25 protein-coding genes are annotated in these 25,758 nt (G+C 64.1%); 23 read left to right on the top strand and 2 right to left on the bottom strand.

The window, feature by feature from the left end:
- Positions 1 to 257: 257 nt before the first annotated feature.
- The 4 genes from K4G67_RS05090 (at position 258) to coaE (ending at position 3,191) form a co-directional block, all read left to right on the top strand.
- Positions 258 to 1,112: a pyruvate, water dikinase regulatory protein gene (locus K4G67_RS05090; RefSeq protein ID WP_239805295.1), complete on the top strand. Its 855-nt coding sequence runs from the start codon at positions 258 to 260 to the stop codon at positions 1,110 to 1,112.
- A 62-nt stretch (positions 1,113 to 1,174) separates the two neighbouring features.
- The gene (locus K4G67_RS05085; RefSeq protein WP_338026392.1) at positions 1,175 to 1,753 is read left to right on the top strand and encodes a Maf family protein; all 579 of its coding nucleotides are present in this window, start codon (positions 1,175 to 1,177) and stop codon (positions 1,751 to 1,753) included.
- A complete protein-coding gene (gene aroE, locus K4G67_RS05080) occupies positions 1,750 to 2,604 on the top strand; it encodes a shikimate dehydrogenase (protein ID WP_239805294.1) in 855 nt (284 codons plus the stop codon). Before K4G67_RS05085 ends, aroE begins: the two co-directional genes overlap by 4 nt.
- A complete protein-coding gene (gene coaE / locus K4G67_RS05075) occupies positions 2,601 to 3,191 on the top strand; it encodes a dephospho-CoA kinase (RefSeq protein WP_239805293.1) in 591 nt (196 codons plus the stop codon). Before aroE ends, coaE begins: the two co-directional genes overlap by 4 nt.
- Positions 3,192 to 3,221: 30 nt before the next feature.
- Here the strand turns inward: coaE and clpA are convergent, their stop codons facing one another.
- Entirely contained in the window at positions 3,222 to 5,606 is a 2,385-nt protein-coding gene (gene clpA, locus K4G67_RS05070) for an ATP-dependent Clp protease ATP-binding subunit ClpA (protein WP_239805292.1), read from the bottom strand.
- A 72-nt stretch (positions 5,607 to 5,678) separates the two neighbouring features.
- Here clpA and K4G67_RS05065 point away from each other — a divergent pair, with 72 nt between their 5' ends.
- On the top strand, positions 5,679 to 5,816 hold the full coding sequence (locus K4G67_RS05065; protein WP_239805291.1) for a hypothetical protein: 138 nt from the start codon (positions 5,679 to 5,681) through the stop codon (positions 5,814 to 5,816).
- Here K4G67_RS05065 and K4G67_RS05060 read toward each other — a convergent pair.
- Entirely contained in the window at positions 5,800 to 5,955 is a 156-nt protein-coding gene (locus tag K4G67_RS05060; protein ID WP_239805290.1) for a DUF1192 domain-containing protein, read from the bottom strand. The genes K4G67_RS05065 and K4G67_RS05060 overlap by 17 nt on opposite strands.
- 249 nt (positions 5,956 to 6,204) lie before the next feature.
- Between K4G67_RS05060 and K4G67_RS05055 the strand changes: the two genes are divergently transcribed.
- From K4G67_RS05055 to K4G67_RS04970, 18 genes are all read left to right on the top strand, one after another.
- Positions 6,205 to 7,203, top strand: coding sequence for an NAD(P)H-quinone oxidoreductase (locus K4G67_RS05055; protein WP_239805289.1), 999 nt, complete (start codon positions 6,205 to 6,207; stop codon positions 7,201 to 7,203).
- Positions 7,204 to 7,402: 199 nt separating this feature from the next.
- Positions 7,403 to 8,083: a DUF1013 domain-containing protein gene (locus tag K4G67_RS05050; RefSeq protein WP_239805379.1), complete on the top strand. Its 681-nt coding sequence runs from the start codon at positions 7,403 to 7,405 to the stop codon at positions 8,081 to 8,083.
- Positions 8,084 to 8,252: 169 nt separating this feature from the next.
- Entirely contained in the window at positions 8,253 to 9,938 is a 1,686-nt protein-coding gene (locus K4G67_RS05045; RefSeq protein ID WP_239805288.1) for an AMP-binding protein, read from the top strand.
- A 274-nt stretch (positions 9,939 to 10,212) separates the two neighbouring features.
- The gene (locus K4G67_RS05040) at positions 10,213 to 11,502 is read left to right on the top strand and encodes a glutamate-5-semialdehyde dehydrogenase (RefSeq protein ID WP_239805287.1); all 1,290 of its coding nucleotides are present in this window, start codon (positions 10,213 to 10,215) and stop codon (positions 11,500 to 11,502) included.
- Positions 11,503 to 11,531: 29 nt separating this feature from the next.
- A complete protein-coding gene (locus tag K4G67_RS05035; protein WP_239805286.1) occupies positions 11,532 to 12,200 on the top strand; it encodes a nicotinate-nucleotide adenylyltransferase in 669 nt (222 codons plus the stop codon).
- Between the two features lie 130 nt (positions 12,201 to 12,330).
- On the top strand, positions 12,331 to 12,747 hold the full coding sequence (gene rsfS / locus K4G67_RS05030) for a ribosome silencing factor (RefSeq protein WP_239805285.1): 417 nt from the start codon (positions 12,331 to 12,333) through the stop codon (positions 12,745 to 12,747).
- Positions 12,748 to 12,792: 45 nt separating this feature from the next.
- Entirely contained in the window at positions 12,793 to 13,215 is a 423-nt protein-coding gene (locus K4G67_RS05025; RefSeq protein WP_239805284.1) for a 23S rRNA (pseudouridine(1915)-N(3))-methyltransferase RlmH, read from the top strand.
- A gap of 4 nt (positions 13,216 to 13,219) precedes the next feature.
- Complete coding sequence (locus tag K4G67_RS17655) at positions 13,220 to 13,699, top strand: murein hydrolase activator EnvC family protein (RefSeq protein WP_239805283.1); 480 nt, start codon at positions 13,220 to 13,222, stop codon at positions 13,697 to 13,699.
- A 91-nt stretch (positions 13,700 to 13,790) separates the two neighbouring features.
- The gene (locus K4G67_RS05015; RefSeq protein WP_239805282.1) at positions 13,791 to 15,143 is read left to right on the top strand and encodes a S41 family peptidase; all 1,353 of its coding nucleotides are present in this window, start codon (positions 13,791 to 13,793) and stop codon (positions 15,141 to 15,143) included.
- Positions 15,144 to 15,151: 8 nt separating this feature from the next.
- The gene (locus K4G67_RS05010; RefSeq protein ID WP_420829995.1) at positions 15,152 to 15,652 is read left to right on the top strand and encodes a disulfide bond formation protein B; all 501 of its coding nucleotides are present in this window, start codon (positions 15,152 to 15,154) and stop codon (positions 15,650 to 15,652) included.
- Positions 15,649 to 16,182 carry a demethoxyubiquinone hydroxylase family protein gene (locus K4G67_RS05005; protein WP_239805280.1) on the top strand — a complete coding sequence of 178 codons (534 nt, stop codon included), beginning with the start codon at positions 15,649 to 15,651 and terminating at the stop codon, positions 16,180 to 16,182. Before K4G67_RS05010 ends, K4G67_RS05005 begins: the two co-directional genes overlap by 4 nt.
- An 89-nt stretch (positions 16,183 to 16,271) precedes the next feature.
- A complete protein-coding gene (locus tag K4G67_RS05000) occupies positions 16,272 to 16,850 on the top strand; it encodes a hypothetical protein (RefSeq protein ID WP_239805279.1) in 579 nt (192 codons plus the stop codon).
- Between the two features lie 422 nt (positions 16,851 to 17,272).
- Positions 17,273 to 18,610: a TolC family protein gene (locus K4G67_RS04995; RefSeq protein ID WP_239805278.1), complete on the top strand. Its 1,338-nt coding sequence runs from the start codon at positions 17,273 to 17,275 to the stop codon at positions 18,608 to 18,610.
- Positions 18,600 to 20,939, top strand: coding sequence for an ATP-binding cassette domain-containing protein (locus K4G67_RS04990; protein ID WP_239805277.1), 2,340 nt, complete (start codon positions 18,600 to 18,602; stop codon positions 20,937 to 20,939). The genes K4G67_RS04995 and K4G67_RS04990 overlap by 11 nt, the downstream gene beginning before the upstream one ends.
- A gap of 18 nt (positions 20,940 to 20,957) precedes the next feature.
- On the top strand, positions 20,958 to 22,097 hold the full coding sequence (locus tag K4G67_RS04985; RefSeq protein ID WP_239805276.1) for a beta-barrel domain-containing protein: 1,140 nt from the start codon (positions 20,958 to 20,960) through the stop codon (positions 22,095 to 22,097).
- Positions 22,098 to 22,194: 97 nt separating this feature from the next.
- Complete coding sequence (locus tag K4G67_RS04980) at positions 22,195 to 22,440, top strand: hypothetical protein (protein WP_239805275.1); 246 nt, start codon at positions 22,195 to 22,197, stop codon at positions 22,438 to 22,440.
- A gap of 329 nt (positions 22,441 to 22,769) precedes the next feature.
- Complete coding sequence (locus tag K4G67_RS04975; protein WP_239805274.1) at positions 22,770 to 24,038, top strand: cadherin repeat domain-containing protein; 1,269 nt, start codon at positions 22,770 to 22,772, stop codon at positions 24,036 to 24,038.
- Positions 24,039 to 24,072: 34 nt separating this feature from the next.
- A complete protein-coding gene (locus tag K4G67_RS04970; RefSeq protein WP_239805273.1) occupies positions 24,073 to 25,653 on the top strand; it encodes a hypothetical protein in 1,581 nt (526 codons plus the stop codon).
- Positions 25,654 to 25,758 lie beyond the last annotated feature (105 nt).

Below are 25,758 nucleotides of genomic sequence, written 5' to 3'. Positions count from 1 at the left end.
CACCCGATGGCCACGGGCAATTGCAACTGCGACTCCTGTCCCGGCATGAGTCAAAGCAAACTTGTCCGCCTTATGCACAGGCTGTGCACCACCGGACGCCCTGTCCACAACCCGCCGCAACGATTCCGGCACAGCGGGGACAGTTCTGAAGCCCGCACTTGTCCACAAGCCTGTCCCGTGGTTTATCGGCGAAGCTTTCCACAGGGCGTCCGGCCGGCCCGCCCGCGGCGCGAAAACAGATGAAAGAGGATGTTCGCTTGACCCCCCTCCACCTCCACCTGCTGTCGGATTCCACGGGCGAAACGCTGGAGATGATCGCAAAGGCCGCCCTCGCGCAGTTCGAGAATGCGATCGTGGATCGGCATTTCTGGCCGATGGTGCGGTCGCAGCAGCATCTCGACCGGATCATGACCGAGATCGTGACGAAGCCGGGGCTGGTCCTGTTCACGGTCGTCAACGAAGCCCTTCGCGACAGCCTCGAAAAACGCTGTGCCGAGGCGGGGCTGAAGACGGTCAGCGCGCTCGATTCCGTCACCGATCCGCTGGCCCGCCTGCTCGACAAGGAGAAGGTCCACCGCCCCGGTCGCCAGCATGTGCTCGACGACGCCTATTTCGAGCGGGTCGAGGCGATCCAGTTCACCATCGCGCATGACGATGGCCTGCTCTGGGAAGAGTGGGAGGAGGCCGACATCCTGCTCGCCGGCGTATCGCGCACGTCGAAGACACCGACGGCGATCTATCTCGCCAATCGCGGCTTTCGCACCGCGAATATCCCGATCGTGGTGGAATCGCCGCCGCCGCCCGCGCTTTTCGGCCTGCGTCATCCGATGGTCGTGGGGCTCACCACCTCGACCGACCGGCTGGTGCAGGTCAGGCGCAACCGGCTCCTCTCGCTGAACCAGACGCCGGAAACCGATTACGTCGACAAGGAGCGTGTGGAGAAGGAGGTGAAATATGCCCGGCGCATGTTTGCCGACAATGGCTGGGCCGTGATCGACGTGACGCGCCGCTCGATCGAGGAGACCGCCGCCGCGGTCATCAAGCTTTACAATGAACGCAAGGCACGGCTCGCCGCCGACCCGGACAATACCGGCGGGACGAAGCCGATATGAGTGCGTCTTTCCCTGCGCGTTCCCATCCGCCTTCCCCTGCAACTGCCCCCGCACCGGGCCTCGTGCTCGCTTCCCGCTCCGCCTCGCGGCGCGCGATGCTCGACGGGGCGGGCGTGCATTATACCGCGCGGCCAGCCGACGTGGATGAGGCCGCGATCAAGACGGGCATGGCGGGCGAGCAACCGGGAAAAATCGCACAGGCGCTCGCCGATGCGAAGGCGCTGGCCATTGCGAAGGATGCCGGCGACGCGCTCGTGCTGGGCAGCGATTCGCTCGTGCAATGTGGCGGGCGATTGTTCGACAAGCCTGAAAACCGCGAACAGGCGGTCGAACATCTGCGCTGGTTCTCTCGCCGCAAGATGGAGCTGCACAGTGCCGCAGCATTGGTGCAGCATGGCACGGTCCAATGGCGCCATACAGCGCTTGCCCTGCTTCGCGTGCGCGAATTGTCGGATGCGTTCATCGCTTCCTATCTCGACAGCGAATGGCCGGACGTCGGCGCGTGCGTCGGTGTTTTCATGATCGAGGGGCGCGGCGTGCAATTGTTCGAATCCGTCGATGGCGATTACTTTTCCATCCTGGGCATGCCGTTGTTTCCGGTGCTGTCCGCCCTGCGCCGGTTCGGAGCGATATCGTCATGAGCATGCCCTTTGCCGAGGTGATCGGCGATCCCATCACGCAATCGAAATCGCCGGTGATCCACGGGTTCTGGCTCGAACGCCTCGGCATTGAGGGCGAGTATAACAGGTGCCATGTGACGGCGGGCGAGCTGCACGGCTATCTCGACGAACGACGCGCCGATGCCAACTGGCGCGGATGCAACGTGACCATGCCGCACAAACAGGCAATCATTCCGTTTCTCGACCGCGTTGATGCGATGGCGGCGCGCATCGGTGCGGTGAATACGGTCGTGTGCGAGGATGGCGCGTTGGTCGGGTACAACACCGATGCGCCCGGCTTTCTCGAACCGTTGCGGCGCGAAATGGCGCAGACGCATCTTTTCCGCATGGCGCGCATCCTGGGCACGGGCGGCGCGGCGCGGGCGATTGTTGCCGCACTGGCCGATGCGGGCGCGGTCCTGGTGCTGGCCGGACGCGACCCGGACAAGGCGCGGGCGATGCTGGACGCGCTAGATCCCGATGGGGAGCATCATGCCGCGCCGCTGTCCCATTTCGCCGAACCGACCGATTTCGCGTTCGACGACCGTGAGGGGTGTCTCGACCTCGTGGTGAATGCCAGCCCGTTGGGCATGCGGGGGCAGCCCCCCCTCCCCTTCGATTTCAGCCATGTTCCGCCGCGCAGCATTTGTTACGACATCGTCACCGTGCCCCTTCGCACCCCATTTCTCGAACAGGCGTCGCAGCGCGGATTTCGCACCATCGATGGCCTTTCCATGCTGATCGGACAGGCGGATCACGCCTTTCGCCGGTTTTTCGGCGCGCGTCCGCCGCGCGGCGAAGATGACGAATTGCGGCGGCGGTTGACGGCATGAGCAAGCCTTTCATCCTGGGGCTTACGGGCGGTATCGGCATGGGAAAATCGACGGTTGCGGACATGTTTCGCGACCACGGCGTGCCGGTGTTCGACGCCGACGCGGTGGTGCACCGGTTACAGGGGCCGGGCGGGCGCCTGATCCCCGGTATCGAGGCGGAATTTCCGGGCAGCACCGGCCCGGACGGGGTGCGGCGCGCCGCGCTGGGCGATATGGTGTTTGGCGATGCGGGCGCGCTTTCCCGGCTCGAATCGATCATCCATCCCGCCGTGCGCGAGGAACGCGATCTTTTCATGGCGGATAATGCGGGTGCGCTGCTGATCGTGTTCGACATACCGCTTCTCTATGAAAAGACGGGGACCGCCGGCCTCGACGCGGTTGCCGTGGTGTCCGCCCCGGCAGAGGTGCAGCGCGCGCGCGTCATGGCCCGGCCCGGCATGACGGCGGAGAAATTCGATCATATCCTGGGGTTGCAGGTTCCGGATGCGGAAAAGCGCGCCCGCGCCGATTACATCATCGACACCGGTACCAGCCTTGAGAAAACGCGCGCCGCCGTTGCCGCGCTGATTGCGCGCGTCCGACCATAAAAAGGGCGACCGCCGGGCCGCCCTCTTCGCTCAATCCTCGGCGCTGGGTTCGCCGGAGGTCGTGCCCGTTTCGGACCCTTCCTCGCCATCCGTGTCCTTCTTCGGCTTCTTGCGCTTCTTCACCGCCTTGGGCGGCGCAGGCGTCAGCTCGAAATCGAGGATCGGTTTGCCATCCTCGCCATCCTTGGTGCCGACATGCACCTCGCCGCCCTGTGCCAGCTTGCCGAACAGCAATTCCTCGGCCAGCGGTTGCTTCACCTTTTCCTGGATCAGCCGGCCCATCGGGCGCGCACCGTAGAGCCGGTCGTAACCGCGTTCACCCAGCCATTCGCGCGCATCGCTGTCGAACTGGATATGCACGTTCTGATCGGCGAGTTGCAGCTCGAGCTGCAGGATGAACTTGTCCACCACGCGGCTGACGATCGTCTTGCCGAGATAGGCGAAGGGCACGATCGCGTCGAGCCGGTTGCGGAATTCGGGGGTGAACATCTTCTTCACCGCCTCCTCGCTCGCATCGTCCTTCGATACGTCGCCGAAACCGATGCCGCTACGCTGCATGTCGGCGGCGCCCGCATTGGTCGTCATGATCAGCACGACATTGCGGAAATCGACCGTCTTGCCATGATGATCGGTCAGCCGCCCGTTATCCATCACCTGCAACAATATGTTGAAGAGGTCGGGATGCGCCTTCTCGATCTCGTCGAGCAAGAGCACGCAATGCGGCTGTTGATCGATGGCATCGGTCAGAAGTCCGCCCTGATCGAACCCGACATAGCCCGGAGGCGCACCGATCAGGCGCGAAACCGAATGCCGCTCCATATATTCCGACATGTCGAAACGTTGCAGCGGAATGCCCATGATATCGGCCAGCTGCCGCGCGACCTCGGTCTTGCCGACGCCGGTGGGGCCGGAAAACAGGAACGAGCCGATCGGCTTGTCCGGATCGCGCAAGCCTGCACGGCTCAGCTTCATCGCGGTGGAGAGCACCTCGATCGCGCGGTCCTGCCCGAACACGACATGTTTCAGATCCCGGCTCAGGTTTTCGAGCGCTTTCTTGTCGTCCTTCGACACCGATTTGGCCGGGATGCGCGCCATGGTGGAGATAACCTTCTCGATCTCCTTGGCGGTGATGGTCTTCTTCCGGCGGCTTGGGGGCACGAGCATTTGCATCGCGCCAACCTCGTCGATGACATCGATCGCCTTGTCCGGCAATTTGCGGTCGTTGATATAACGCGCGGACAGTTCCACCGCCGTCTTGATCGCGTCGGGGGTGTATTTCACCTTGTGGTGATCCTCGAACGCGGTGCGCAGGCCGCGCAGGATCTTCACCGTATCCTCGACCGACGGTTCGTTGACGTCGATCTTCTGGAACCGGCGCAGCAGGGCGCGGTCCTTTTCGAAATGGTTGCGGAACTCCTTGTAGGTCGTCGACCCGATGCACCGGATCGCGCCCGACGAGAGCGCCGGCTTCAACAGGTTCGACGCATCCATCGCACCGCCGCTGGTCGCGCCAGCACCGATGACGGTATGGATCTCGTCGATGAACAGCACCGCCTCGGGCATTTTTTCCAGCTCGGAGACGACCTGCTTCAACCGCTCCTCGAAATCGCCGCGATAGCGCGTGCCCGCCAGCAAGGAGCCCATGTCGAGCGAATAGATGACGGCATCCTGCAACACCTCGGGCACCTGCCCCTCAACGATCTTGCGCGCCAGGCCCTCCGCGATGGCGGTCTTGCCCACGCCCGGATCACCGACATAGAGCGGGTTGTTCTTCGACCGGCGGCACAGGATCTGCACCGTGCGATCAACCTCGGAATTGCGGCCGATGAGCGGATCGACCTTCCCGCCGCGTGCCTTGTCGTTGAGGTTGACCGTGAATTGGTCGAGCGCGGTTTCCTTCTTGCTCTTGTGCTCGGCCTTTTCCTCGGCGCGGGGTTCATCGTCCGCGCCCTTGGCCGGGCCGGCTTCGGCACGGCCGGTCTTGCCGATACCGTGGCTGATGAAGCTGACCGCGTCGAGGCGGCTCATGTCCTGCTGCTGCAGGAAATAGACGGCGTAGGAATCGCGCTCGGAAAACAGCGCGACCAGCACGTTGGCGCCTGTCACGGTATCCTTGCCCGACGATTGCACGTGAAGGATCGCGCGTTGGATCACCCGCTGAAACCCGGCGGTGGGGGACGGGTCGGCCTTCTCCGCGGTCTTGAGCGACTGATATTCCTGATCGAGATATTGTTTGACCACGCCGCCCAGTTCGGAGGTGTCCACGCCGCAGGCTTCCATGACCTGCGCGGCATCGTCATCGCCGATGAGTGCGAGCAGGAGATGTTCCAGAGTCGCATATTCGTGACTGCGCTCCGCCGCATTGGCGAGCGCGGTGTGCAGCGTCTTTTCGAGGCTCTGGGCAAATGAGGGCATATCTTACTTCAATCCTTGCCGAAATCTGATTGCGGGACCGATGATACGATACCGGGTATGAACGGAACGCGAATGTCGTGGTCCGCACGGGCTTTCGCGCAGGTCATCGCGGGTCTTTCCGGGCGGGTCCGTCCGGGGATACGCGCAGGCGAGACGCACGCCGCCATCCGCATGGGCGAGGCGGCGCGAACCATCACGCAGGCGGCCTGAACAAGAGTTCTGCCGCCTTGCGGTGCCGGTCCGCGTTTTCCATGTGGGAACGGGTGCGCGCGATTTCCAGTTCGAGTAGCCCGATACGATCGCGCAATTCGTTCTGGGACAGGGAATCGAGCGATTCGGCTGCGAGCATGCTCGCCAGGTCGCCCTTCGTGCGTGGAAGATCGTCGCCGTCCATTGCAGTGCACAATGTTGGCCGTGATCGGCTTGCTGTCAACACGGTAGCGCGTTAACGGTTCGATTGTGGCGCGAAATCCACATGGCGGGTACGCCGGGGCGATCCGTGCATGGTCCGGCACGCGCGCCGCCAGCCCCGCGCGACGGCGGCCCGTTCAGGGGGGCCCGTTCGGGGGGGGCGTTCCCAGCTATGGAAGGAATTGCGATGACGCAGGACGAGATGACCGCGGTGCTTTTCGACAAACCCGGCGGTCCCGAAGTCGCACGGACGCAGACCGTGACCCGCCCGAAACCGGGACCGGGGCAGGTGCTGATCCGCGTCGCCCATGCCGGGGTGAACCGCCCGGACATCATTCAGCGCGAGGGCAAATATCCGCCGCCGCCGGGCGCGCCGGATATTCCCGGGCTTGAAATATCGGGCACGGTCGCGAAGCTGGGCGAGGGGGTAAATACGCTGGCCGAGGGGGACAGGGTCTGCGCGCTGGTCTCGGGTGGCGGCTATGCGCAATATTGCGTGGCGGATGCACGCCACTGCCTGCCGGTGCCGGGCGCGCTTTCCATGGCGGAGGCGGCGGCCATGCCCGAAACGCTGTTCACCGTATGGCACAACGTGTTCGACCGCGGATCGGCCGCGGACGGCGATACGCTGCTGCTGCACGGCGGGACGAGCGGTATCGGCACGATGGCCGCGATGCTCGCGAAACTGTTCCGGGTTCGCACGATCGTGACCTGCGGGAGCGATGAAAAATGCGCGGCCGCGCTTCGCATCGGGGCGGATCACGCCATCAATTACAAAACGCAGGATTTCGTCGCCGAAACCGCCCGCATCACCGGGGACAAGGGCGTGAACGTCGTGCTGGACATGGTGTCGGGCGATTATGTCGCGCGCAATATCGAATGCCTTGCGCCCGATGGGCGGCACGTGACGATCGCGGTGCTCGGCGGGGCGAAGACGACGATCAACATGGCCCATGTCATGGCCAAGCGCCTGCATCTCACCGGCTCCACCCTCCGCCCGCGCAGCGCCGATTTCAAGGCCGCGCTGGCGCAGGAAATCCGCCGGGTGGTATGGCCCTTCGTCGAAAACGGACAGCTGCGCCCGGTAATGGACCGCCGCTTCGCGCTTGGCGAGGTGGCGGACGCCCATGCCTACATGGACAGCGGCGACCACATCGGGAAGGTCGTGCTCGACGTGGAGGGGTGAGTTGCGCGGGCGGCCCTGCGCCCCGGTTTGCCACTAATGCTTGCCCTTGCGCGCTGTATGGCGTAATCGGAACGGGCAAGCGGCCGCTCCGGGAAGGGGCGGCCCTTATCGTATTCAACCCCCGCGCGCAGGCCGTTCCCGGCCCGCCGGGGCCAAGCCAGAGGGTTTTCCCGTGAGCCAGAACCAAGCAACCCCGCTGATGCCGCATGCAACCGCGAGCTGGCTGGTGGACAACACCGCCCTGACCTTCGACCAGATCGCCGACTTCTGCGGCCTCCACATCCTCGAGGTGCAGGCCATGGCGGACGACATGGCGGGTCAGAAATACACCGGGCGCGATCCCGTCCGCGCGGGCGAAATCACCAATGCCGAGATCGAGAAGGCGCAGGACGATTCGTCCTATCGCATGAAGATGCACAAGGCGCCGGTACAGATGCAGCGCACGAAAGGCCCGCGCTATACCCCGGTGTCGAAGCGTCAGGACAAGCCCGACGGCATCGCGTGGATCCTGCGCAATCACCCGGAAATTTCCGACGCGCAGATTTCGAAGATGATCGGCACGACGCGCAACACGATTGCCGCGATTCGCGATCGTTCGCACTGGAACATTCAGAACATCAATCCCAAGGATCCGGTCACGCTCGGCCTGTGTTCGCAGCGCGAACTCGACGCCGCGGTCGCCAAGGCGGCGAAGAAGGCCGGCACCGACGAGGCGGAACCCAAGACCGACACCCGCCTCACCGACGATCGCCAGGCGCTGATCGACGAGCTCAAGGCAGAGCGCGTGCAGGCGGCGCAGGATGCGGTCGAAGCGGCGCAGGAAGCCGAGGCGCAGGCCTGGCTCGACGCGCGCAAGGCCGAGGGCAACGCGCAGGATTGATCCTGCGCCATTTGAGGCGACAATCCGGCAGTCACGCGAAAAGCCCGGCCCCGTTGCGGGAGCCGGGCTTTTCGTGCGCGCGCCGACCGCGAACCGGTGCCGGATCGGCTTGCAGGAAAAGGCGGACTGTGCAAAATAGCTTACAAAGATGTAAGTAGGAGAGGTGCACGTGTCCGAATGGCCCCCGCAGGGTGCGGGCGAAACCGCATTGGTCCACAACTACCGCCACCCGGGAAGCTGGGATCAGCAGTTCGAGCCGTTGACGATGCCGGCCATGTTTGCGGCGTCGCGGGACCGTGCGGGCGGGGATGCGCTGGTCGATTTCTACGGCCGCCGGTTCACCTATCGCGAGATGCACCGGGAGGCATCGCGCATCGCCGCCGCGCTTCAGGCACGCGGCATCGGCAAGGGCGACCGCGTCGGCCTGTTCCTGCCGAACGTGCCGATGTATGTCAGCGCCTATTACGGCATCATGATCGCGGGCGCCTCGGCGGTGAATTTCTCGCCGCTCTACACGGTCGAGGAACTCGCCGCTCAGGTCGCGGATTCGGGCATCGACACGCTCTTCACGCTCGACAGCAGCGCCCTTTTCCCCACTGCGTGCAAGGTCCTCGACCAATCGCGGCTCGAACGGCTCATCGTCGGGCGGTTGAAGCATATGTTGCCCATCGGGAAGAGCGCGCTTTTGCGGGCGTTCGGGCGAAAGCAGGTGTCGGACCTGCCCGATGACGACCGCATCGTCGACCTGTGGGCGTTCATCGCGGGCCATACCGATCCCGAACCGGTCGAACTCGACCCGATGAACGATGTCGCGCTCCTCCAGTATACCGGCGGCACCACCGGCGTTCCGAAGGGCGCGATGCTTACGCATCAGAACCTAACCGCCAATGCGCGGCAGGTCGCTCGCATCGACGCGCATCGCGGCGAACGCGATGTGATCGTCGGCGTGCTTCCGTTGTTTCACGTGTTCGCCAATACCTGCGTACTCAACCGCACCGTGCTGTCCGGCGGGATGATCGCGATGCTGCCCCGTTTCGATGCGCGCGATACGTTAAGGACGATCGAACGGGTTGCGGCGACCGCGATGCCGGGCGTTCCGACCATGTATCAGGCGCTGCTCGATCGGGACGAGGCCGCGAGGACCGATTTTTCCTCTCTGCGCGTATGCATTGCCGGCGGCGCGCCCCTGCCCCTCCCCCTGAAGGAAAAGTTTCAGCAGAAGACGGGCGCGAAGCTGATCGAAGGCTATGGGCTTACCGAAAGTTCGGGGGTGGTTTCGACGAACCCGTATGAAGGTGGGGAGAAGGTCGGGACGATCGGCCAGTTGCTGCCCGGCACGCGCATTCGCCTTCTGAACAAGGAGGATCCGTCCCGGATGGCCGGCCCCGGAGAGCCGGGCGAACTCGCGATCAAGGGGCCGCAGATCATGAAGGGCTACTGGGGACGGGAGTCGGGCAGCGATTTCGCTGATGGCTATTTCCGTACCGGCGATGTGGCGACCGTCGATGCGGAGGGGTTCCTCAACATCGTCGACCGGATCAAGGACATGATCAGCGTGGGCGGCTTCAAGGTGTTCCCGAGTCAGATCGAGGACATATTGCTCGAATTCGATGCGGTGAAGGAAGCCCTGGTCATCGGCGTGCCCGACGCCTATCGCGGCGAAAGTCCCAAGGCGTTCGTCACGCTGAACGACGGATTCGCGGAGGATGGCGATTCGCTCAAGGATCGCCTGAATGCCCGGCTGGGCAAGCATGAGCGGGTCGTGGGCATCGTCGTCCGGCAGGAATTGCCGAAAACCATGATCGGCAAGCTCGACCGTAAGGCTCTGCGCGCGCAGGAAGCGGTTCCCGGCTGATCCTATGGTGTTTCACGTGAAATACCAGTCTCGTTGGGTGAGGTGTTCGGCGGGATCGAACATAACCGCGCGCCCCACCTTGGGATCAACGCTCGTTTCCAAAATTCGGTGAACTGCAGGCCCGACGGGGCCGCGCGTGGAACCCTGATCGCGGCGCTATTTCGCGTGCGCAAATCCTGCGTCGAATGTTGCATTGATCATGTGTCGCGCACATCTTGCCGTAAATCGCGGGGTGCCCCCTGACTTTTGCAGTGCAACATGCTATGTATGGGCCATGAACATGACACAGACACTTGAACCCGAAACGAAGGCGGAAACGCCTGAAGACCTGATCTCCCGCCTTGCGAAGGATGCCCGCGCCGCGCAGCGTGTGCTCGCCGGCATGGCCGATGGCGACAAGGCCGATGCCTTGCGCGCCGCCGCCGCCGCCCTGCGCGAGGATAAGGACGCCATCCTCGCCGCCAATGCGAAGGATATTGCCGCGGGCGAGGAACGCGATCTCGCCCCTGCCATGCTCGACCGGCTGAAGCTGGATGAGGAGCGGCTCGAAGGGATTGCCAGCGCGGTGGAAAATGTCGCCGCCCTGCCCGATCCCGTCGGCGACGTGATCGATCGTTCCGAAATGCCCAACGGCCTCAAGATGTCGCGCGTGCGCGTGCCCATCGGCGTGATCGGCATCATTTACGAAAGCCGCCCGAACGTCACCGCCGATGCCGCCGCGCTTTGCGTGCGTGCGGGCAATGCGGCCCTGCTTCGCGGCGGGAGCGAGGCGGTGCATTCCAATCGCGCCATCGACGCCGCCATGTCGCGCGGCCTCCTGTCCAAGGGCGTACCCGAAGGCGCCATTCAGCTTATCCCGACGCAGGACCGCGCCGCCGTCGGCGCATTGCTCAAGGCTGCGGGCCAGGTCGACATGATCGTGCCACGCGGCGGCAAGTCGCTGGTCGCGCGGGTGCAGGACGAGGCGCGGGTTCCCGTGCTTGCCCATCTCGACGGCATCAACCACACCTATGTCCACGCCGACGCCGCCCCCGACATGGCGGAGGCGGTCGCCGTCAATGCGAAAATGCGCCGGACCGGCGTGTGCGGCGCGCTGGAGACGCTGCTCCTCGATGCGAACTATCCGAAGAGTGCGGCGCTTCTTGGCAGGATTCTCGATTCGGGTTGTGCGCTGCGCGGCGATAGCCGGGCACGCTCGCTCGACAGCCGGATCGACGCCGCCAGTGATGAGGATTGGGACACCGAATATCTCGACGCGATTCTCGCGGTAAAGATCGTCGACGGTCTCGACGAAGCGCTGGCCCATATTTCGGCGCATTCCTCCGGCCACACCGACGCCATCGTCACAAGCGATGCCGACACCGCCGAACGCTTCCTCACCGAAGTGGACAGCGCCATCGTCATGGCCAATGCCAGCAGCCAGTTCGCCGATGGCGGCGAATTCGGACTCGGTGCGGAGATCGGCATTGCCACCGGGCGCCTGCATGCGCGCGGTCCCGTCGCGCTCGAGGGGTTGACCACCTACAAATGGCAGGTGCGCGGCACGGGGCAGACCCGCCCCTGATGCGCGTTCCGATGTGCATGGCGGGTTGAATGCCCGCCATGCATCCCGTGCACACCGGGCTCCTGGGCGGGAGTTTCAACCCCGCCCATGGCGGCCACCGGCGGATCAGCCTGTTCGCGATGGATGCGCTGCGCCTCGACGAGGTGTGGTGGATGGTGTCGCCCGGCAATCCGTTGAAGGCGAAGGCGGGCATGGCCCCCCTCCCCGCCCGTCTGGCGTCCGCGCGCGACATGGCGCGCGGCACGCGCATCCGCGCCACCGCGATCGAGGCGCAGATGCACACGCGATTTACCGTCGATACGTTGCGCGCGTTGATCCGGCGCTATCCCCGACGGCGATTCGTCTGGCTCATGGGGGCGGACAATCTTGCGCAGTTTCACCGTTGGCGCGAATGGCGCACCATTGCCCGGCTCTTGCCGATCGCGGTCATCGCCCGGCCGGGATATGACGCGGCCGCGCTGCGTAGCCCGGCGATGGCATGGCTCCGCCGATATCGCGTTTCCTCGGCTGGCCTGCTGGAAAAACCATATTCGCACGGTCGAACGCGGTCGCCCGCATGGGCATTCCTGCGATTCGATCCCGATTCGCGTTCGGCCACGGCCATTCGCGCGAAATCGCCGGGCTGGGCTGGGGATCATGCATCCCGTACTCCGCGGGACCGGGTGACCCACCGCATCATATCGCAACCAAAGGGTTGAGCCGAGGCCCAAGAGGGGCCACATTCATAAAAGCATGCGCGGCCAGCAACGGTACATCGGCGAATCGATAACGCTCTGGCTGCAACCCAATATCATCCAAGACCACATCAGGAGGCCTAAACACACCATAATGAACGAGGCGCACACTACGCCGGAACCGTCCGGCAACACCCCCACCGGCCATGCCGGATACGCCAGCCCCGCCGATGCGGAGCCGGGCTCGCTTCACGAACTCGTCCTGCAATCGCTCGACGACGATCAGGCTCAGGAAACGGTGACGATCCCGCTTGAGGGCAAGAGTTCGATCGCGGATCACATGGTCATCGCATCGGGCCGGTCGAGCCGCCAGGTCGCCGCCATGGCGCAAAAGCTGTCGGAGCGCGTGAAGCAGGGCGGCTTTGGCCCTGTGCGCATCGAGGGGCTGCCCGCGGCGGACTGGGTGCTGGTCGATGCGGGCGACGTGATCGTCCATCTGTTCCGGCCCGAGGTCCGCACCTTCTACAATCTGGAACGGATGTGGGGCTTCGGCGAGGGCGGCACGGCCTGAGCCGATTGGCTGGACCGGCGGGAGACGGGGCGATAGGGTCGCGCGATGCGTTTGCACATCATCGCCCGCGGGAAAATCGCCCGCTCCCCCGAAGCCGAGCTTGTCGACCGCTATATGAAGCGGATCGCATGGCCGGTCCGCCTGACCGAACTGCCCGATAACGGCGGCTCCATTCCCGCAGGCCAGACCCCGGCCCGCGAAATCCTGCTCGACGAGCGGGGCAAGCAGATGTCGTCGGAAGATTTCGCCGCGCTGCTCTCCAAATGGCGCGATACCGGCGTGCGCGAGGCGCGCTTTTTCATCGGAGCCGCCGACGGCCATGGCGATGCGGCGCGCCGGGATGCGGATCTTTTACTGGGCTTTGGCCCGATGACCTGGCCGCATCTCATGGTTCGGGCGATGCTCGCCGAACAATTGTGGCGCGCGACCAGCATCGTTGCCGGCCATCCCTATCACCGCTCGGGATGAGTGCGTGCGGGGCGTCATCATCCTGATTGCGTCTCTCGCCCTGCCGGTCGCGGTCGTGGCGAAGCCCACCGCATCGGTTGCCGAACCGTCCGGAGATGCCGCAACGGCGCGCGCGGGCGACGCGGCGGCGACGGCCCGCCTGCCGGTGGAGGGGGCGATACTGTCCGCCTATGCTGCGCGGGACGCCGCCGGTTTGCGCAATACCGGCGTCAACATCGCGGCGCGTCCGTTTGCCCCGGTCATCGCACCGCGCGCCGGTGAAATCGCGTTCGCCGGCGCGTTCCGCGGCCATGGCATGGTCGTCATCATCCGCCATCCGGCCCGGCTTACCAGCGTCGTCGCAGGGCTCGGCGAACTGGCGGTCGTGCCGGGACAGCCGGTCGGCCGGGGTGCGCTGCTGGGCCGGGTCGGGGGGAATCGGGCGCGCATATTCTACCAGATGCGCCGCGATGGACAGCCCGTCGATCCGCTGCGCCGGAATTGATGGCGGGACCACCGGAAACGGCCATCTGGCGTTCAGTCGCAATCGGCTATAGAACGCGCGATCGAAGACAGAGGATTTCGCCATTTCCACGTTGACCCGCCCCCTTTCGCATCGTTTCAAATCCCGCCTGCGCGCAGGGGCGCTCGTGGCGGGGCTCGCGCTTTTGCCGGTGGCGACAGCGGGGCTTGCCGCCGTCGATGGCCGTAGCGCGCCGCAGTTCGGCGAATTGATGGCGGTCTATCAACGGATACAATCCACCTATGTCGACGAGGTCGATAGCGAGACGCTGATCCGCGGTGCGATCGACGGCATGCTGGCCAGTCTCGACCCGCATTCGACCTATCTCGACGCGAATGATTTCGAAAACCTGCGCACGCAGACCGAGGGCAGCTATGGCGGGCTCGGCCTTTCGGTCACGATGGAGGACGGGGTGGTCAAGATCATCGCGCCCACCCGCGGCAGCCCGGCGGACGAGGCGGGGCTGAAAGCCGGCGATTACATCACCCATCTCGACGGGAAGCTGGTCTATGGCGGCACGCTGGACGAAGCGGTGGAGCAGATGCGCGGCCTGCCCGGCACGGGTATCGAACTGACCGTGTTCCGCCCCGGCCGCGACGAACCGTTCGAAGTCGAGATTACCCGCGACATCATCGAATTGCACCCGGTCGAACATGCGGTCGAGGGAAAGATCGGAATCATCACCGTCTCCACCTTCAGCGCCAATGTCGGCCGCAAGGTGGAACGCGCGATGGAATCGATCCGGGCGGAGATGGGCGGCGCGCCGGAGGGCATCGTGCTCGACCTGCGTTCCAATCCGGGCGGTCTTCTGGACGAGGCGGTCAGCCTGTCCGACCTGTTCCTGGAAAAAGGGCAGATCGTGTCGCAGCGCGGCCGGTTCGCGCGCGACAACGAAAGCTATTCCGCACGGTCGGGCGATATTGCGAAAAATATCCCGGTCGTCGTACTGATCGATGCGGGGTCCGCTTCGGCATCCGAAATCGTCGCCGGCGCGTTGCAGGATCACCACCGCGCGCTGATCATGGGGGAGCGCAGCTTTGGCAAGGGCAGCGTGCAAACGCTCGTGCCATTGTCGAACGACAGCGCGCTCAAGCTGACGACGGCGCGATATTACACGCCATCGGGCCGGTCGGTGCAGGAAGGGGGGATCGCGCCCGATATTCGCGTGCCGCAGATTTCCGACCCCGATGCCCGCGCGCGGGCCGCGCGCACGGTGCGCGAATCCGACCTGCGCGGCCATCTCATCAATGAGCTTGAGCTGGACGACAAGGAACTGGAAGCCGATCTCATGGAGGATCCCCGCTTCCAATTGACGGCGGAGCAGCTGGAAGAGCGCGGCATCGAGGATTTCCAATTGCATTACGCGATCCAGACATTGCGCAATACGCGGCTTGCCAATGTTCCGGTCAAGCGCCGCAACAATTGAGCATCGCCATGCCGCCCCGCCCCGGTCCCCTGCGAAAGGCGCAGGCTATCGTCGGAACCGTGCCGGCGGCCCTGTTGATCGGGGCGTATGTGTCGCAATATGGCTTCGGCCTGTTCCCCTGCGAAATGTGCTGGTGGCAGCGTTACGCGCATTTCGCGGCGCTGGTGCCGGCGGTGTTGTCCTTCGTCGTGGGCGGCGAGATGCGGGCATGGCTGGTGCGGATCGCCGCGCTGCTGCTGCTTGTCGCGGGGTTGCTCGGCGGGTTTCACGCGGGCGTCGAATATGGCTGGTGGGACGGTGTCACGAGCTGCGCGATGAATGCCGATACCGGCGGCGGCAACGCGCTCGACGCGATCATGAACGCGCCGATCACCCGGTGCGACGTGGCGCCCTGGTCCCTGCTGGGCATATCGCTCGCGGGGTGGAATTTCCTTATTTCGACAGCTGCGGCGATCGCCGCGCTGATCTTTTCGGCACCGCGCGCCGGTTTGCGCGTTGATAGGGCATGACACAGGCGGTGAAAGACAGGCAGAACGACATCGACGCCATGGTGCGCGTCGATCACGCGGGCGAATTCGGCGCGACCCGCATCTATGCCGGGCAGCTTGCCGTGATGGGCGACCGCGCGCCGGGCAGCAATGAAATCGCCGCCATGGCCGCGCAGGAGGCGGAACATCGCGCCCGCTTCGATGCCCTGCTCATCGAGCGGGGCGTGCGGCCCACGATCCTTCAGCCATTCTGGGACGTGGCGGGTTTCGCGCTCGGCGCGGCGACCGCTCTCATCGGACCGGAGGCGGCGATGGCCTGCACCGCCGCGGTCGAGACCGAGATCGACAAGCATTATTCGGATCAGCTCGACGCGCTCGGCGAGGATGATGCGGAGCTTTCGCAAATCATTCACAAGTTCCGCGACGAAGAGCGCGAGCATCACCAAACCGCGATCGAAAGCGGCGCCGAACGCGCGCCCGCCTATGCGCTTCTGTCGGGTGCGATCCGGCTTGGCTGCAAGGCAGCGATCGCGGTGTCGAAACGCATATGACGGCCATGCGGAAGGGCGGGTTTCACCACTGGTTCACGCCTTCTGCGGCTATGAAAATGAATGAGGACGCGCATGGAGGCGCACGCATTATGACCGGATTTGAGTTTCGCACCCGCTGCACAAGGGGCGCCGCGCTCGTCACCGCGATGACGATGGCCGCGTTCGCGATGCCCGCCGCTGCTCAGGACGCGGCCGAACCGTCGGTCAATCAGGTCATCGTATACGGCGATCAACCCTGCCCCGAATCGACGGAGCAGGAGATTACCGTCTGCGTCCGGCAGGAAGATCCGTATCGCATCCCCGCCCCGCTGCGTCAGTCGGACAGCAGGAAGAACGAGAGTTGGAACGAGCGTGTGATGGCGAATCGCGACGTGGGCGCGACCGGCGCGCAAAGCTGTTCCACGGTCGGGCCGGGCGGCTATACCGGGTGTGAGGCGGAGCGGATCGAGGAAGCCTATGCCGAGAAGGAAAACGCCTCCGACGTGCGTTTCGGACAGCTGATTGCCGAGGAACGCGCGCGCAGGCTCGCCGAGATCGACGAGGATGCGGCGGCGGAGCAGGAGCGCGTCGAACAGCTCGAGCAGCAATATGAAGCCCGCCTGCGCGCCGAACGCGAGGCCGAGGGCGAAACCTCCGGCGAAATGGGTGATCCGCTGCCCAATCCCTGATCGGGCGATCCCGATCTGCCTTGTCGCAAGGGTTTCGACGAAATTCCCCTTGCGATATGGGCGATTGCATATAGGAGAGCGGCCATTCCATTGCGGCCCGGGGTGGCCGGACCGCATGGGCCGAACCGTTAGCTTGCGATTCGAAAACGGCGTGACCGGCGCGACGCGGAGGTCGCGCACTGGCCAACCGGTGCGTTTCCGAGGGAAACGGATGCGGACGGTCCGCCTTTCGCGGCCTGGCCCCGATTTCCACCGGTGGCAAGCACAGGTTAACCAAGTTCGGCATATTCGCGCCGCTGTGTTAGGGACCGCTCGCCAGCCGGGATGGACGGCGGGCAGGTCGGGGCTTCTTCGGGAAGGTGTCTCTTTTGGTTTCAAGGACCGAACCGGGTAATCTTTCATGCTCGGTCAGGAAACATGCGTTGCGCTTTGCCGCCGGTCTGAGCCTCGTGCTCATGGCCGGCGTTGCGCATTCCGCCGCGCAGGATAGCTATGGTCCGCCAGTGCCGGCGGACATACGCGCCGCGAACACGGCGATCCCGGTGCCGCCCGCGGTTCCGGACCGACTCGGCATGGCGGCGGCGCGCACCGTATCGACCTATCCCGCGATGGACGCGGCACAGGCCCGCATCCGGGCGAGCGAGGCCGATGTAGACGCGGCGGAATGGATGCGCTTTCCCAGCGTTTCGGTGGGCGGGCGGATCGGCGACAACGCGCGCAGCGATTTCGCCCCGCAGATACAGATCGAGCAGCCGATCTGGACCGGGGGCCGCATCACCGGCAATATCGAACGTGCCGAGGCGGTGTCCTCCGTCGCGGATGCGCAGCTTGCCGAAACGGCGCAGCAGCTCGCGATGCAGACGATCAACGCCTATTACGAGGCGGTGCGCGCCACGCGGCGCGAAGAGATCCTCAACGTCAGCCTCGCCGAGCATCAGCGGCTTGTCGAATCGATGACGCGCCGGGTGGAGCAGGAAGTCAGCCCGCGATCCGATCTCGACCTTGCCAAATCGCGCACGGCGCAAGTCCGTCAGCAATTGAGCCAGACCATCGCGCAGCGCTATACGAGCCTGCAACGGCTCGCGCAGCTCACCGGGAATGCCGATTTCGAGCTGGGGCCGATCCCCGAATATTCGCGCGCCCTGCATCACCCGCCAACCGATTCTGCCGTGCTGCAGGCGCTGACCTGCGATCCCACGCGCCGGCGCTTTGCCGCCGAGGCGCAGGTGGCCGAGGCCGATCGCAAGCTTGCCAAGGCGCAGATCATGCCCAATGTCGGCGTGCAATTGTCCGATGACGAGATTTACGGCACGCGTTTCGGCGTGGTCGTGACGGCCCAATCCTCCGGCGGGCTGGCGCCGTTTTCCGCGGCGCGGGGTGCGGCGCTCCGCGAACAGGCCAGCCTTTTGCAGATCACCGTGGCCGAACGTGAATTGCGCGAATCCATCCTGCTCGACGTGGTGGAAAACGCGACATCTGCCGAAACGATCGAGAGCAGCGATGCCGCCGCGATCGCCACCGACAACGTCACCGAATCCTTCGTGCGGCAGTTCATTACCGGCCGGCGCACCTGGCTCGACGTGATGAATGCCGTGCGCGAAAGCATGGCGGCGCAGATCACGCTGGTCGATGCACAGACGACCGCGATGGCCTCTGCGGCCCGCCTTCTCCTGCGCACATGCGAATGGCGCCCCGACCTTATGGAAACCGGCGACCGCATGGACGCTGCCGACCTCATGGAAGCTGAACGTGAAGAGTAAACTCAAGCAACTCGTCGAAGTCTTCGCGCGGCAACGCGGGGTGGAATTGCCGCCCGACTGGGACGCGAACACGCAGAACGATCAGCCCGACGATGCCTCCGCCATCTATGCGCTGGCCGAGGCTGCCGGGTGGAAGGAGCCGACCGAGGTCGGCGGGCGTCCGCGCCCGAACCAGTTTCCGCTGCTCATCCATTCGCCGTCGCGCGGGTGGGGCATCGCGGATCAGTGGGAAAGCACCGAGACGCTGCGCGTGTATTCGGGCGAAAAGAACGAGCGCTGGGAATATCGCAGCGGGGTCAAATTCTTCGAACTCGCCCTGCCCCGCTCGGTCGAGCGGGAGGACGTGCCCAGCGCGCTTTCGGTCTTCTGGCGCTCGCTTTTGCTGCGCAAGAAGGTGTTCCTGTCCGCCGTCGTTGCGACGATCATCATAAATCTCGTCACGCTGGCGACCTCGCTCTACTCGATGCAGGTCTATGACCGCGTCATTCCGCGCAGCGGTTTTTCCACGCTCTGGGTGCTTACCGCCGGTGTGCTGTTCGCGCTTCTCATCGATTTTGCGCTGCGCACGACGCGCTCGCTCATGATCGAACGCGAGGCGGCGAAGATCGACGCCGAGGTGTCGGAATTCTTCTTCGCGCGGGCGCAGGCCGTCCGGCTCGATGCGCGGCCGGGCGGGATCGGCACGATGGCGGCACAGCTGCGCGGGCTGGAGCAGGTGCGCTCCCTGCTCAGTTCGGCCTCGATCTTCCTGATCGCGGACCTGCCCTTTGCGCTGTTCTTCATTTTCGTCATCGCCAGCCTTGCCGGCATCGTCGCCATCGTGCCGATCATTAGCTTCCCGATCGCGCTCATCATGGCGTTCACCATTGCCCGGCTCATTCGCAAGGACACTGCCAAGGCGCAGGTCAGCGGCAATCGCAAGAACGGCCTGCTGGTCGAATCGCTTGACGCGGTCGAAACGGTGAAGGCCAATCGTGGCGGGTGGCACATGCTGTCCCGCTGGAACACGCTCATGGACGAGCTGCAGCTGCACGAAGACCCGGTGAAACGCTGGCAGGCGATCGCGGGCTCGATCTTCAGCAGCCTGCAGCAGATCGCCTATGTCGCGATCATCGCGCTCGGCGCCATCCAGGTCAGCGATGGCAAGATGACGATGGGTGCGCTGATTGCCTGCGCAATCATTGCCGGCCGCATCAACGGCCCGCTCGTCAGCCAGCTTCCCAATTTTCTCATTCAATGGGGCTATGCGCGGTCCTCGCTCTCCATGCTGGACGCGATTCTCGCGCTGCCGCTCGACCGACCGACCGAGATGGAGCCGCTGCGCCCCGAAAAGCTCGACGGGCCGATCCGGCTCGAAAACGTGCAATTCGCCTATGCCGGGGCGCGCTCGGGGCTTCATATCCCGCATCTGGAGATAAAGCCGGGCGAACGCGTCGCCATCATCGGCGGTATCGGTTCGGGCAAATCGACGCTGCTGCGCGTGCTCGCCGGGCTTTATGCACCGGCGCAGGGTTCGGTGACGATCGGCGGGCTGGACATGCATCACGTCGCGGAAGATATCCTGCGTCAGCATGTCGGATATCTGCCGCAGGATACGCGCATGCTGAACGGGACGCTGCGCGACAATATCCTGCTCGGCATGGCCAATCCGGGCGATGACGAGCTGATGCGCGTTGCGGGCGATCTCGGCCTGGCGCCCATGATCGCTGGACATCCGATGGGGCTGGACCTGCCGATTTCCGAAGGCGGGCGCGGGCTTTCGGGGGGACAGCGCACGCTGTCGGGCCTGACCCGGCTGATGCTGGGCAAGCCGCGGGTGATGCTGCTCGACGAGCCGACTTCCAATCTCGACCAGGCAACCGAATCGCGCGTTCTGGGCGCGTTGAAATCCGGGCTCGACAGTAACAGCACGCTCGTCATCGTGACGCACCGGCTGCAATTGCTGCAGCTTGTCGATCGCGTGATCGTGGTCACCAACGGACAGGTCCGGCTCGACGGGCCGCCGAAGGAAGTCCTCGAAAAACTGCGCGGCAATACGTCCGACAAAAAGGTCACGCAGCAAAAGCGTCAGCGCGTCACCGCCACAAAAACGGGCGAAACGACGGTCGTGCGGCGATCGCCAGCCGCTTCGGACGAGGGTGCTGCCGCGTCGGGCGGAAGCGCCGCCGGGGCCGCCCCCGCCGCGCCGGACCGCAAGGCGTCCGGCCATGTCCATGCCGGGCAGAATGCCGGAAACACGGCTCCGGCGGGCGACGACGCAACCGCATCCCCGAAACCGAGCCCATCCGCAAAACCCGGCGCAGGCGACACGCCGCCCTCTGGCGCCTGAGTTTTCCCGAGGATCGACATGATCAAGCAATCGAATATCATCATCGCCCTCGCGGCCGCGGCCGTGCTGGGTTTCCTTGCGTGGTCGTTCTGGGCCGAGCTGGATCAGATCACCCGCGCGCCGGGCACGGCGGTCCCGTCCGCCCGGACGCAGATCGTGCAGAGTTCGGAAGGCGGGGTGATAAGCCAGATGCTCGTGCGCGAAGGCGACCGGGTGAAGAAGGGGCAGCTTCTGGTCGTGCTCGACAAGGTGACGCAATCCGCGGCGGTGGAGGAATCGGTCGCCACGGTCGAGGATCTGCGCACGCAGATGGCGCGGATCGAAGCCGAGCTGTTCGATCGTCCGTTGCGCTTTCCCTCGGACGTGCGCGACGGCGAGTTCATCGCGAACCAACGCGCGCTTTATTATCAGCGTCGCCGCGCCCTGCGCGAGGAATTGAGCAACCTTCAAACCATGCTGAAACTCGTGCGCGAGGAGTTGGCCATGAACATGCCGCTCGTCGACAGCGGCGACGTCAGCCGGTCCGAGGTTCTGCGCATGCAGCGCACCGTGGCCGATCTCGAAGGGCAGATCACCAATCGCCGCAACGCCTATCTTCAGGAATTGCAGACCGAATACGCCCGCATCGAAGGCGAGCTCGCCACGGCCGAGCAATCCTTCGCGCAGCGGCAGCAGGCGTTGCAGCAGACCGAGCTCTACGCACCGACCGATGGCGTGGTCGTCAACGTCAAGTACACGACGATCGGTGCCGTGCTGAAACCCGGTGACGAGGTGTTGCAGATCGTGCCGACGGGCGGCGCGCTCATCGTGGAGGCGCGCATTCCGCCCAGCGACATCGCCTTCATCCGCACGGGCCAGGATGCGGCGGTCAAGTTCGATGCCTATGATGCATCGATCTACGGTTCGGCGGAAGGCGAGGTGACCTATGTCAGCGCCGACACGCTGACCGAGGAAACGCCCGATGGTCCCGTCAGCTACTACGCCGCAAATCTGGAGGTCGACACGTCCCGCATGCGGCCGCGCCGCCCGGACGAAGTGATCGCCATTCAACCCGGCATGACCGCGACCGCGGAGATCAAGACCGGCGAGACGACCGTGTTCCATTATCTGACCAAGCCGATTCTCAAGACGGCGGACGAGGCGTTGGAAGAACGATGATCGCTGCAATCCCTGGCCAGGTGCATCGCGGCGATGCGCCGGCCGGGGGCATTACCTCCACAACGGATCAGGTTTTTCTTCCGCCGGAGGAGAGGCCATGACCGCGTGGCGCGGCGATCTTGCCGCATGTTTCGACAATCTCGACCGGCTCTTCGTATCGCACGCCATGGATGAGGATCGCGCCTTTGCCTTGCTGGCACGTTTGCGGGCAGAAGGAGTCGGCTGGCGGGAGCTGGATGCCGCGGTGCGCGACCTTCTGACCGCCGATGGCTGCACGGTGCAGCACATAGAGTTGCAGATGCGGCACGTGGAGCCGCGATTCCGCCCGTGGCTCGCCCCCTGACCCGAAGGGGGCTCGACGACCGCGTTCCGGAAAACAAGACGAATGTCCGGAACCAAGGGGAACATCTTAGATCGTTGAAACGTTAGCATTAACGACCCGCTTGCTACCCATGCCTCGTCTCGAACAGGCCGCGCGGCGCGTCAGCCTCGGTTAATCCGAAAAAGGACCCAATAACAAACATCATACCAGACAATCGCCCTTGTCCCATTTTGGCAAAAAATAGTTTGGCGGGGCGATTGAAGCTGTTATGCACAGCGCGTCAGGGGATCGATTAAAGATGGTCTCCGGTGTTACATCAACTTGAACAAAATTTCAGGGAAAGCGGAATTATGACACGAAGCGAAGCACCGACTGCTGTTGAGCAGGGCCAGCAGGCCGGTTCGACCGCAACACCCGCGAACGAAGCAGCCACTCCGGAAACCTCAGCGAACACTGCCGAAACCGCGAAGCCGATGACCGCCGCCGAACTCGCCGCGCTCGCCGCTGCTGCTTCGGAAGCCGCCGTTCCGCAGGTTGAGTCGGAAGAAGCTCCCGTCGAGATGGCCGATGCCGCCCAGGCTCAGGCCAAGGCTCAGGCCGTGTTCGACGAAGACGAGAAGGAAGACGAAGACGACGCCGACGCGCAGGACGCGCCCGTCGATCTCGCGATGGGTTCGGAAGCTGCTGTTTTCGAAGCGATTGCTGCGGCTGACGATGCACGCGCTGCACCCGGCGACGAAGGCGAGGAAGCGTCCGCTCTCGGCGGCGAGTCGAATGGCGCGCCCATCCTGGCCGTTGCTGCCGTTGCGGCTGCCGGTCTCGGCCTCTATGCCGTCCTCGACGACAACGACGATGACATCGACCTTCCCGAGCCCGAGCCCGAGAATGTCGCCCCGGTTTTCACGTCTGAAACCGATGTGGACTTCGATGAGAACACGGACGCCGACGAGATCGTCTACACCGCGACCGCGACGGACGCTGATGGTGACGACATCACCTACAGCATCGATGAGGACAGCGACGATTTCGCCGCGTTCACCATTGATCCCGACAGCGGCGAAGTCCGCTTCGTGGAATCGCCCGACTTCGAGACGCAGGACAGCTACACGCTGACCGTCATCGCGACCGATTCGGAAGGCAATTCCGTGTCGCAAGACGTGAATATCACGATCAACGACATTGATGAGGGCACTGGCGCGCCCACCGGTACGCGTCAGAGCATCGACGAAGACAACGACGGTGATCTCGATACGGGCGCCCCGTTCCAGGCCGCCGATGGCGACTTCATCTTTACGGACGATCCGTCGGTGGAAAGCAACGCCACGATCCTCGGCTTCGACATTGGCGATTATATCCTCGTCCCCGAAGGCACTGAGGTTTTCTTCGGCACGGGCGCCGACGATGCGAACGACCTTGAAATCACGTTCCGTGGCGAAGATGGCGAGACGAACCTCATCACCATCGATGATGTGCTCAGCGACAATGCAACGGTGTTCGACGAAGAAACCGCCGAAGCGGCCGTGGGTGAGTTCCTCGGCTTCGAAGGCGAAGACGGCGGCACCTCCTACGATTTCTTCCAGTTCGGCGACATCAGCGTTCCCGTCGACACGGTTGCGTAATTCTAATCGATAGAAGCAAGAAAGAGATTTAATAATGGCACGTTTTATTCTGGATAGTTCCGGGTCGGCGACTGTCGGCGGACAGAACATCACCGTATTCGGTACGGCCGAATCGGAAACCGTTACCATCGTAAACACCGACGACGGCGACATCAGCTTCGACCAGTCGTTCAACAGCGGCGGCGACACCATTGCCGTGGCCGGCGAGGCCGAGGAATACACCGCGGTTCGTGAGGGCTCGCGTCTGATCCTGACCAACACCGCAACGGGTTCGACCATCAGCATTCCGGTCGGTGGCGTTGCGACCACCATTGAATTCGGCGGCGACGATCCGCGTGAGCTGATGTTCATGGACGGCGCACTGATGTTTGGCGGCGCCGCGATCACCGACACCGAAGTCACGCTCGAACCGGGCGACGACGATGCAAGCAACCTGACGGCTTCGCTGCAGTCGCTGCAAGGTGCGAACGCCGCTCTAGATGCGTTCCTCGAAGCGCAACCCGAAGATGCGGACACGGAAACCGAAATCGAAGGCAATCTTACTACTCTGCAGGGTGAACTGGCGGCGCTGCCGACCGCTGCACAGTTGCAGGCGCGGCTTGATGTTGCCCAGTCCGATCTCGATGCAGTCGAAGCCGATATTGCCGCGGTAGACGGCCTTGAGGAAGCGATCGCCACTCTTGAAGCTGCTACGTTGGAAGAAGAGACGACCAACGCTGAGCTGAGTGTCGCAAATGCCGAGTATAACGCTGCCGCAGCGCGTTTCGAAGCCTTCGTGGGCGGAAATGCAACTCTGATCCGGAATAGCAACGGTACGGTTGACCTGGACGATGGTACGACCCTGACCTCCGTCATCGAACTTGACGATGATGGCAACCTTGTGCTCGCCGATGCCTATAGCTCGGCTCAGGGTTCGGCTGCTCTGCTGACCGCATCGCAGGATCTTGAGGACGCCGAGGCCGCCGAAATCGAAGCCAATACTGCGCTGTCCAACGCGCAGGCGTCAGTTAGCGCCATCCCGGACGGCGACCAGCTGTACACCCAGCTGGTTCAAGAGGAGGCAGATGTCACGCAGGCTGAGGCAGATGTGACCGCGCGTGCTGAGCTGGCGCAAGAGGTTGCGGATGCGCAGGCCGTTTCCGATCAGCTTGACGCGTTGCAGGCGGACGTCGCCGCTGCCGAGGCTGAGATTGAAGCTCTGGGCTTTGAAACCCCGGTTACCGTCGACGACACTTCGACCTCCAACGGAACCGAAGCCAGCGACATCTTCGTTCTGTCGACCGGCGACGGCACCGGATCGGCCACGATCAACGGCTTCGGTGCGGAAGGCGATGACGTTCTGTTCATCGGCGGCAACACCTACACCGTCGTGAACGTCGATGCGGACACCGATATTTCGAACACCGATGTCGGCAATGTCGGCGTGCTCGAAGTCTTTGTTCAGCAGGACGGCGACAACACGGTCATGTTCTTTGAAGACGAAACCTTCTCGGGTTCGGCATCGAACAACAGCTTCCAGGGCTTCACCCTTACGCTGAACGATGTGGACGCGACGAACGTCTCCTTCGACAGCACCGGTTACATCTCGCTCGACGATTCGGCGATGATGGCCTGATCCAACGATACGGGTGCTTCGGCATCCTGTCGCAAAAGACCCCCGGTCCCGTTGGGCCGGGGGTTTTTCGTGCGCGCTTCCTACACGACCCTGCGCAACGGTTCA

Origin of the sequence: Croceicoccus hydrothermalis, from assembly GCF_022378335.1 — a bacterium.
Classification (GTDB): domain Bacteria; phylum Pseudomonadota; class Alphaproteobacteria; order Sphingomonadales; family Sphingomonadaceae; genus Croceicoccus; species Croceicoccus hydrothermalis.
This window is presented reverse-complemented; position numbering and strand designations above follow the sequence as displayed.